The organism is Amycolatopsis kentuckyensis (assembly GCF_002155975.1).
GTDB classification, from domain to species: domain Bacteria; phylum Actinomycetota; class Actinomycetes; order Mycobacteriales; family Pseudonocardiaceae; genus Amycolatopsis; species Amycolatopsis kentuckyensis.
In genome coordinates, this window is record NZ_MUMI01000176.1 from 1 (window position 1) to 8540 (window position 8540).

The following is an 8540-nucleotide window of genomic DNA, read 5'->3' on the forward strand; positions in this document are numbered from 1 at the left end:
GCGTCGGCGCCGACGCGTAACCCGTGTGGTAGCCCGTGCTCTGGAACGTGTCCGCGGAATAGAACAACAAGTACCGAGACGCGGTCTTCACCACCGAAGGCGCTTCAACGACCGACATCTCGGCCGTCAGGTCGGCCCGCAGCAGCTCGGTGCGCGGACCGGCGAGGGTGCGGCCATCCGCCTGCAGCTTCTGCACCCAGATCGCCGACGGTGGTCCGGTCGCGGCGCCGTCACTCTTGTAGAGCAGATAGCGTGACCCGTCCGTGTCGACGAACGTCTGCGGGTCGATGTCTCCGTGGTCACCGGGCTCGCACACGAGCGGCCGGTCACCCACCGGTGTGTACGGTCCTTCTGCCTTCTTCGCCGTCGCCGCGCCGAGGCACATCTCGCCACCGGCCGTCTGCGCGGCCGCGAAGTAGAGGACGAACGTGCCGTCCGGCAGCTGGGTGACGTCCGGGGCCCAGAACCCGCCGTCCGGTTTCGCCCACGCGGGCACGGCTCCGAGCGCGTCACCGGCGACGTGCCAAGGCCCGTCCACCGCGGCCGCGCTGGCCGTCCGGATCCGCGTGCCGGTCGCAAACGCGAAGTACCCCCACGCCGTCTTGACGACGTCCGGATCCGGGAAGTCCTGGTTGATCAGCAGCCGCGGCGCGCCGACGGCCGCCGCTTCCGGCGCCACCGCGAACGCGGCCGCGATGGCGACGACCGGAACGAGCAGAAGATCCTTGAAACGCATAGGCGATTTTGCCGACACCACAGGGATTGCGGCAACGTCAGGCGGACGCCGTCACCGGGAAGCGTGGACTTGCCCGCGTGCCCGGATCGGGTGGATTCGTTCGCACCACGCGGGGTAGCCGCCGACTCATGCACGCAACGAGCGGCCGCGGGGCTTACCGCGCCGGGCATCCCGTCGGCGAGGCCGAGGGCGCGGCGGCCCGGCAGGAAAAGCCCTTGGGCGCCCCGGGAAAACCGCTCGACCGCCGCTCGCCGTTCTTCGCCGGGCTGCTCGCCGCGGCCGGCGTGGTCGTCACGGTCGCGGTCGTCGAACTCCTCCTCGCGGCTTCGGACGTGCTGCTCCTGATCGGCATCGCGTTCTTCCTCGCCGTCGGACTCGAGCCGGTGACCGCCCGCCTCGCCCGCCGGATGCCCCGCGCGCTCGCCACCGGCGTGGTCGTCGTGACCGGCCTGGCCGTCCTCGGCGGCGCCGTCGCCGCGGCCGCCGTCCCCCTCGCCGACCAGGCGGCGCAGTTGCAGAACGGCGCTCCGCGGTACCTGACCCTGCTGCGCGACCACGGCACGCTGCTCGGCCTGGCCAACGAAACCTTCGGCCTGGAAGCGGCCGTCCGGTCCGTCCGGCTGTCCGACGTCGCGAAATCCCTCGCGGCGCTGTTCGGCGACGTCGTGATCGTCGTGGTGCTCGCCACCTACTTCGTCGCCGACTTCCCCCGGATCCGCGCCGCGCTCTACCGGCTGGCCCCGCGGTCCCGGCGGCCACGGGTGATCCTGATCGGCGACGCGGTCTTCCGGAAGGTGGGCGCCTACCTCGTCGGCAACGTCGTCGTGTCGCTGATCGCCGGAGCCGCCACCTTCGCCTGGCTGTGGGCGTTCGGCGTGCCCTACCCGCTCGTGCTCGCCGTGCTCGTCGCCGTGCTCGACCTGGTTCCGGTCGCGGGTTCGGTGGCGGCCGGTGCCGGCACCACCCTCGTCGCGCTCACGGTGTCGGTGCCGGTCGGGCTCACGACCCTCGGCTTCTTCGTCGGCTACCGGCTGGTGGAGGACTACGTGCTGCTGCCGAAGATCGTCGGCCGCGCCGTCCGGATCCCCGCGCTCGTCACCGTCGTCGCGGTGCTGCTCGGATTCGAACTGCTCGGCGTCGTCGGCGCGTTCGTCGCGGTGCCGGTCGCGGCCGCGGTCCTGCTCGTCGTGCGGGAAGTGACCCTGCACCGGCTCGACCGGACGTGACGAAACCGCCGCGCGGGGCGCACCCGCGCGGCGGTCGACCGGGAGGTCAGTTGCCCTGGGCGGTCCCGCCGTCGGCGATCTCACCGGCCGCGCAGTTGTCCGGGTTCTGGCCCTCGGCCTCGTGCTCGCCCGGGGACAGCACCGGGACGCCGATGCCGTTGGCGGTGTCGTGGATCGGCACCTGGACGCCGAGGACGTTGATGTCGTTGTCGCACACGCCGCCGACGACGTTCAGGTTGTGCACGGCGTCGAGGTTCTGCACGTTGCCGACGAGCCCGAACTGGTCGGTGGAGTCGACCGGGTGGCCGGCGACGCTGACGTTGGCCGCGGACGCGGATCCGCCGAGCACCGCCATCCCGGCGGCGAGAGTGGTGGCGACGAAGCCGAGTTGCTTGATCACGAGAAAAATACTCCTTCTGCGAACCCGCCGGAGGGCTCCGGCGGGGGATCGGGGAAAGGGAACGGGCCCGGCTTCGGTTCGCCGGGCCCGGGAAAGTCCGTTAGGGTGCGGTCAGGCCGGGCGGGACCGGCGCACTTCTCCAGCGTCGCGGCCGGTCCCACCCGGGTCGGCGCCGTCCGGCGTCGCGGCGTGCCCGGAACGCGGAACCGGAGTGTGCAGCTCGCTCCGTGTTCCGGGCGCGCGGTGCGGCGTCGGCGCTGGCGACCGTTTCCCGTGCCCGGAGCCGGCTTCCGCACGCACGGGCGGCTCCGGGCACGGAAACTCAGTGACCCTGGCTCGTGCCGCCGTCGGACAGAGCGCTCGACGCGCAGTTGTAGGGCGACTCACCGCTGGCCTCGTGCGAGCCCGGCGACAGGATCGGCACGCCGATGCCGTTGAGCGAGTCGTGCACCGGCACCTGGACGCCGAGGACGTTGATGTCGTTGCCGCACACGCCGAGCGTGCCGTTGACGTTGTGGAGCACGTCGGTGTTGTTCAGGTTCACCAGGCCGACCTGGCCGGTGTAGTCGTAGCCGCCGTAGTGGTGGCCGTGGGGGTGCCCGTGGTGGTGGTGCCCCTCCGGGGTGTCGGCCGCGGCGATGCCGCCGGCCAGGAACGCGCCGGCCGCCGCGGTGGCCGTGACGAACCCGATCTTCTTCAGCATTGGGGTGCTCCTCGATGAACGATATTCGGAGAACGGGACGGCAGTGAAGGTGTGTTCTCCGTCCCGTGTGGAGGAAACGTACTGATGGCGGGACGCCGTTTCCACTTCGTGCCACCATCGTGTGGGTACCGCGAGCCGCTGACCACGCCGCATGTGGTCCGATCGGGTTAGTTGTTTGCTGCCAGGCACTTCTTGATCATTGTCCACGGAGATCGCTTGCGGAGCAAGGAATGTTTCCGCGCACGCCAAAGAGCCCTGCGCCGGGCAGGCGCAGAGCTCTTCGCGAGGATTTCCTATTCGGGCCAGGCCTCGGCTTCGGCCGTGAGCGCGGTGGTCACGTCGATTTCGCCCGACCGCACCCGCCACGCGAGCGAGTCCGGCCGAGGTTGCAGAAGGTGCCATCCCACGACGTCTTCGTCGCGGTAGCAAGGGTTTTCGTCGTCGCCGATGCCCAGCGCGGCGAAGTACTGGCGGGCGGGCCAGGTTTCGGGAACCCAGGCACGGGCCCAGCGCACGACGATCCGCGCGAGGTCGTTGCGGCCGTCCGCCGGGTGGATCAGGCGGTCGCCGGTGGTGCAGATCAGGCGCGGTGTGTAGGTCGCGCCGAGTGGCGCGACGGCGAGTTCAGTGTTCATTCCTCCCCCGGTCCACGGCAGTGGACGGTGTTGCCCGGCTCGGATGCGCTGCTGCGCTTGAGAAGGGGAAGGACGGCCGGAGGCGGACGAGCGCACGCGGCGCGTCCCTGCACGGCTCCGTCTTGAACCGGGAGCCATCTTACAAAAGCGGGAAATGCGCCGGAAACCGGGTCCCGCCGCTGTCGCCCGTTTCCGTGACAGCGCGACTGGATGTGACCGGTGGGGGTACGCCCCGGAAGACCGATTGCCGGAACGGAAGGAAGAACCGGGATGAACCACAAGGCAGGAAAGCTGTGCTGCGCGGGTATCGCGGCGGCGGCGTTCGCGCTGACGGCAGCGGTACCGGCTTCGGCGGCACCGGAGCTCGCGGCACCGGCATGGCACCAGCGGACGGACGACGACGGGACGAACGGCGACAACACCCGCGACGACAACGACGACAACGGCCTGTGGGGTCTGCTCGGCTTGGCCGGCCTGCTGGGTTTGGCGGGCTTGGTGCGACGCGGGCCCAAGCCGGGAGCGATGGCGGGATATCCGGTCGCGGAGGCGACCCCGCCGGCGAACGCGTACCCGCCGGCCGAGCCGCGGCGGAGCCCGCCGGGCGTCTGAGGGGTGGTTGTGCCGTAGCGCCGGTCCCCACCGGGCGCGTGAGGGGTGGTTGTGCCGTAGCGCCGGTCCCCACCGGGCGCGTGAGGGGTTCTTACGCCGCAGGGCTGGTCCTCACCGGGCATCTGCGGCGTGCTTGCGCCGCAGGACCGGTCCCCACTGGGCACCTCAGGCGCGCATGGGCCGCCGCCACAAGGCACCTGCGGCGTGCTTGCGCCGTAGCACCGGTCCCCACCCGGGACCTCAGGCGTGCTTGCGCCGCAGAGCCAGTCCCCACCGGGCACCCGAGGCGTGCATGGGCCGCAGGTGTGGTTCCCACCAGGCACCTCAGGCGTGCATGTGCCGCAGGTCCGGAACCCGTCGAGCGCCTGCGCGCCGGCCGGAGCGCCACCGGAACCCCATGCCCGGCGGCCACCGCCCGGCGTCCGGGCATCGCGGGGACCGCGCCCCCGGTTCCCGGCGGATGCCCGAGTGACCCTGGTGCCCCGCACCGCCATTCCCTCCTCTTCGCACAGAACGTCCCGGCGCCGTCGGCGTCGGGACGTTCTGCGTTTCCTTCTCTCCGAATGGCGCCCAGTTGTCAGGTCTCGGCACCGAGGAGGCCACAGTAACGACCGGAAAAACCGGCCCTGCAACCGCCACCCAGATTAGCGAGACGCTCGCCGGGCAAGAAGTATTTTCGCACCGTACCCTACTTAAGAGTGGCTTTCCCGCCGCCAGCCAAACGGGCATGATTACCCATTCTTTCGTTCCTTAAACGTCACGATCGAGTGAAAGTCGCGCGTCACCCGGAACTGGCACCGATCGCACCGTCGGTAAAGAAAACCCCGCCGATTCAGCCGTATATCGTAACGGTCCGACACGGCCGGGTGGTGGCATCACACAACGTAGCCGATGCGGAAAACCGCTGAACAGCCACTTCACGCGATGTCGGTGTTTGTTCCGGAGAACTCGCGAGGCCGTACACCGTGTGAAATCAACCGACGCCGACGACTCCCGGACATCCACTCGCGTTATCGCCGATCGGCGCCCACCATGATCGCAGTCGGCATCGCACAATCCGGAGGAGTACGACATGAAAAGTGCACTGACCCGAGCGCTCACGGTGTTCGTCACCGCGGCTGCGGTGACCTTGACGGGGGTGGGTGTGGCGACGGCGGGCGGGCCCGGTGGCAGCGGATCGTCGAGCACCACGAGCGCCGCGGCGGAGGTCCAGGGCCTGCGCGACCAGCTGGCGTCGCGGGCGGACAACGGGGACGTGCCCGGCACGCAGGCCACCCTCGGCCGCCTCGACCCGCTGCTGTCGGATCTGGCCCAGGGCAAGCGCTACACCGTCCAGGCCGCGGCCAAGGACAGCGCGGCCACCGCGCAGAAGGACAACGCCGAAGCGCGCAAGGGCGTCGACGAACTCGCCGCCCAGCTGGCGTCCCGGCAGTCGCTGCCGCCGGTGTCGGCGCTGCTCAACGCGCTGCTGCAGCGAGTCCTGATCAGCCTTTCCGCGCTGGTGAACGACCTTCTCGGCGGGCTGCCCGTCCCGGTCGGCTAGACCGGCCGGTACCCCGGACGGACAAGCCGGCGAAAGCCCGGCGCGGTTCCCCTCCCGCGCCGGGCTTTCGTCGTCCGCACGAAGAAGCCCGGTGCGGCGGACCGCACCGGGCTTTCGCTGTCCCCTCGGCTATTCGTACACGACGTAGGCGGGCGTCGGGCTCAGCGCCAGGACGTCCGCCGGGGTCATCAGGTCCGCTCCGCGGCGGGTGTCCTCCTCGAAGAACAGCTTGAAGCCCGGCCGCACGTGGGCGGGCATGGTCGTCATCAGCGTCTTCCAGGTCGCCTTCTTCGCGGCGGCCGAGCCGATGCCGTCGACGACCTTGACGACCGAAACCCCCTTGTGCGGCTTCAGGAGCTGTTCGTCACGCACGACCGACGCGGCGACCTGGTGGTAGACCATCACCTTGGCGGGCAGGCGGTGCGCGTCGGCCAGCCCGCCGAGGTAGCCGGCCACGCCGTCGAGTTCGGCGCCGTTCGTGCGGCCGAACTTCTTGCCGGGGATGACGCCCGGTTCGACGGCCCACTCGGGGTCGAGCGCGACGCCGACATCCGGCTCGGTCAGCCAGCGCTCGTAGGCCTGCACCTCGGGCAGGAAGTCGGCGCGGCCGGGCTGGATGTTCAGCAGCAGCAGGCCGTTCAGCGCCCGCGCGGCGTCGAGGTAGTCGCGCACGGTCGAGTCCTCGCAGCGGCTGCGGTACATGCCGTCCTCGCCCGGCGAGCGGTGCACGGTGGTGGCGATCAGCTCGACGACCGGCGTCACCGGACGTCCCGGCGGGAACGCCTCGATCTGGCGGCGCAGCGCGCGGCTCGCTTCGGTGAGATCACCGGTCATCCGGCCGAGCGCCTTCGCGCCCGGGGCTCCGCAAAAGCCCACGAGCAAGCCCTTTTCGAGCGGACTCGGCGGTGGTGGCGGCGGTGGGGCCGCGACGGCCGCCGGGGCCGGCACGGCCAGCGCCCTCCCCCGCTGCAGCGCACCGCACGCGCTCGTGGCCATGCCCGCGAGGGCGGCGGTGAGGACCAGGCGTCGATCGAAGGTTCGTTCGGCGGCGACCGCCTTTTTCGGGACCATCGCGGGAAATTACCCGCTGTCGATCTTCGCCAAACCCGTTTCCCGACGATCACCGAATCGTGCCGGAGCTGGTTTCGAGCTGATGGCCTCGGCCTGCGGAAACACGGGTTTTCGCGCGGTGGAAAGCATTTCCGCGCTCACCCGACCCGGTGGCCCGGCCCGCACCCGCGGCGGCCCGGACGCACACTTCCGGCATGCGTTGCCTTTTCCGGTTCGGGTTCACCGCCGTCCTCGCGCTGGCGGCTTGTGGCGGCCCCGCACCCGTCGCGCCTCCGCCCGCACCGCCGCGTCCGGCGCCCGCCGCCGCGCCGGCGCGCATCACCCCCGCCGTCGCCCGGCAGGTGGGCGCCGACGAGCTGGGCCGGGTGCCGGTGCTGATGTACCACCGCATCGTCGCGCAGCCGAAGTCGGTCTACGAGCGCACACCCGCCGACTTCACGGCGGAGCTCGAGCGGCTCGCGGCCGAGGACTACGTCCCGGTCACGACGGCGGAGCTCGTGTCCCGCCGGCTCGACCTCCCGGCGGGCGCGCACCCGGTGGTCCTGACGTTCGACGACGGCGACCCGAGCGTGTTCCGCCTGAGCCCGCAGGGCGGGCCGGAGCCGGGCACGGCGATCAGGATCCTCCTGGACGTCGCGGCGGCGCACCCGCGTTTCCGCCCGGTGGCGAGCTTGTACGTCAACGAGCACCCGTTCGGCGGCGACGCGGACGGCAGCGCGCTGCGCTGGCTGGCCGACCACGGCTTCGAGATCGGCAACCACACGCGCCGCCACACGAACCTGCGCACGGCAACGGAAGGCGCGGCGACGGCGGCCATCGCCGAGGAGGACGCGCTGATCCGCCAGGCGGTGCCGGGCTACCAGCCGAAGACGCTGGCCCTGCCGTACGGCAGCCGCCCGCACCGGCCGGACCTGGCGGTCCGGGGCCCGGGCTATGCGTACGGCGGCGCGCTGCTGGTGGGGGCCGGGCCGGCGCCGTCACCGTGTTCGGGCAAGTTCGATCCGGTGGCGATCCCACGGATCCGGTCGCAGTCGGCGGGCAAGGAGGCGGAGTACGGATCGGCGCACTGGCTCGACGAGCTGGGCGCGCCCGCGGGACACCGCTACACGTCGGACGGCGACCCGTCGACGGTGTCGTACCCGCGGTCCGAGGGCGCGGTGGCGCCGGAGTGTGCGAGCGTGGCCCTTGCCTACTGAACGCCACCCGATGGCCCGCGTGGACTGGCTGCCCCAGCCGCGCCGCCGCCCGCCGCAGTCGCCGGGGGCCCCGGCGCCGAGGTCGCCCCGCATCCCGGCACCGGCGGCCCGGACGGTGCCGGCGGCCTCGGTCGAGGAGAGTTCGGCCGCCGCATCTCAGGTGGCGTCGAGTTTCCCGGCGGCACCGGCCCGCGGCGCTCAGACAGCCGCGGCACCCGTTACCCAGCCCCAACCGACCCGCGAGGCTCAGGCAACCGCGGCACCGGCGACCCGGCCCGCACCGACCCGCGAGGCTCAGGCAACCGCAGCGCCGGCGACCCAGCCCGCACCGAGCCGCCCGGCAGCACCGACCGGCCAGACTCAGGCCACCGCAGCCCCCGCGACCCAGCCCGCACCGACCCGCCCGGCAACACCGGGGCCC

Annotated in this window: 9 protein-coding genes; 4 read left to right on the forward strand and 5 right to left on the reverse strand. The window is 71.8% G+C overall.

Translation table 11 applies throughout. From position 1 onward, the window contains the following. The coding region (locus CCN39_RS17895; protein ID WP_086843408.1) for a glycoside hydrolase family 43 protein at positions 1–736 on the reverse strand (736 nt) is incomplete at its 3' end. 128 nt (positions 737–864) lie between these two features. Here CCN39_RS17895 and CCN39_RS17900 point away from each other — a divergent pair. Further along, complete coding sequence (locus CCN39_RS17900; RefSeq protein WP_244210842.1) at positions 865–1962, forward strand: AI-2E family transporter; 1098 nt, start codon at positions 865–867, stop codon at positions 1960–1962. Between the two features lie 46 nt (positions 1963–2008). Here the strand turns inward: CCN39_RS17900 and CCN39_RS17905 are convergent, their stop codons facing one another. The 3 genes from CCN39_RS17905 to CCN39_RS17915 all read right to left on the reverse strand — a co-directional run bounded on the left by CCN39_RS17905 (position 2009) and on the right by CCN39_RS17915 (position 3700). Then, positions 2009–2362, reverse strand: coding sequence for a hypothetical protein (locus CCN39_RS17905; RefSeq protein ID WP_086843412.1), 354 nt, complete (start codon positions 2360–2362; stop codon positions 2009–2011). 322 nt (positions 2363–2684) lie between these two features. Continuing rightward, positions 2685–3065, reverse strand: a complete 381-nt coding sequence (locus CCN39_RS17910) for a hypothetical protein (protein ID WP_086843414.1) — start codon at positions 3063–3065, stop codon at positions 2685–2687. Between the two features lie 293 nt (positions 3066–3358). Next, positions 3359–3700, reverse strand: coding sequence for a hypothetical protein (locus CCN39_RS17915; protein ID WP_086843416.1), 342 nt, complete (start codon positions 3698–3700; stop codon positions 3359–3361). A 270-nt stretch (positions 3701–3970) separates the two neighbouring features. Between CCN39_RS17915 and CCN39_RS17920 the strand changes: the two genes are divergently transcribed. Then, the gene (locus CCN39_RS17920) at positions 3971–4309 is read left to right on the forward strand and encodes a WGxxGxxG family protein (RefSeq protein WP_086843418.1); all 339 of its coding nucleotides are present in this window, start codon (positions 3971–3973) and stop codon (positions 4307–4309) included. 1072 nt (positions 4310–5381) lie between these two features. Continuing rightward, positions 5382–5852, forward strand: a complete 471-nt coding sequence (locus tag CCN39_RS17925) for a hypothetical protein (RefSeq protein WP_086843420.1) — start codon at positions 5382–5384, stop codon at positions 5850–5852. 129 nt (positions 5853–5981) lie between these two features. Here CCN39_RS17925 and CCN39_RS17930 read toward each other — a convergent pair whose 3' ends face one another. Beyond that, positions 5982–6923, reverse strand: a complete 942-nt coding sequence (locus tag CCN39_RS17930) for a hypothetical protein (RefSeq protein ID WP_086843422.1) — start codon at positions 6921–6923, stop codon at positions 5982–5984. A 194-nt stretch (positions 6924–7117) separates the two neighbouring features. On the opposite strand from CCN39_RS17930, the gene CCN39_RS17935 reads away from it, so the two are divergent. Then, positions 7118–8119 carry a polysaccharide deacetylase family protein gene (locus CCN39_RS17935; protein WP_086843424.1) on the forward strand — a complete coding sequence of 334 codons (1002 nt, stop codon included), beginning with the start codon at positions 7118–7120 and terminating at the stop codon, positions 8117–8119. The last annotated feature ends 421 nt before the right edge of the window (positions 8120–8540 follow it).

Bases quoted from the DNA above. Each gene is read 5' to 3' on its own strand.
- CCN39_RS17920 (WP_086843418.1), top strand. From the start codon at position 3,971: ATGAACCACAAGGCAGGAAAGCTGTGCTGCGCGGGTATCGCGGCGGCG.
- CCN39_RS17925 (WP_086843420.1), top strand. From the start codon at position 5,382: ATGAAAAGTGCACTGACCCGAGCGCTCACGGTGTTCGTCACCGCGGCT.
- CCN39_RS17915 (WP_086843416.1), bottom strand. From the start codon at position 3,700: ATGAACACTGAACTCGCCGTCGCGCCACTCGGCGCGACCTACACACCG.
- CCN39_RS17930 (WP_086843422.1), bottom strand. From the start codon at position 6,923: ATGGTCCCGAAAAAGGCGGTCGCCGCCGAACGAACCTTCGATCGACGC.
- CCN39_RS17900 (WP_244210842.1), top strand. From the start codon at position 865: ATGCACGCAACGAGCGGCCGCGGGGCTTACCGCGCCGGGCATCCCGTC.
- CCN39_RS17910 (WP_086843414.1), bottom strand. From the start codon at position 3,065: ATGCTGAAGAAGATCGGGTTCGTCACGGCCACCGCGGCGGCCGGCGCG.
- CCN39_RS17935 (WP_086843424.1), top strand. From the start codon at position 7,118: ATGCGTTGCCTTTTCCGGTTCGGGTTCACCGCCGTCCTCGCGCTGGCG.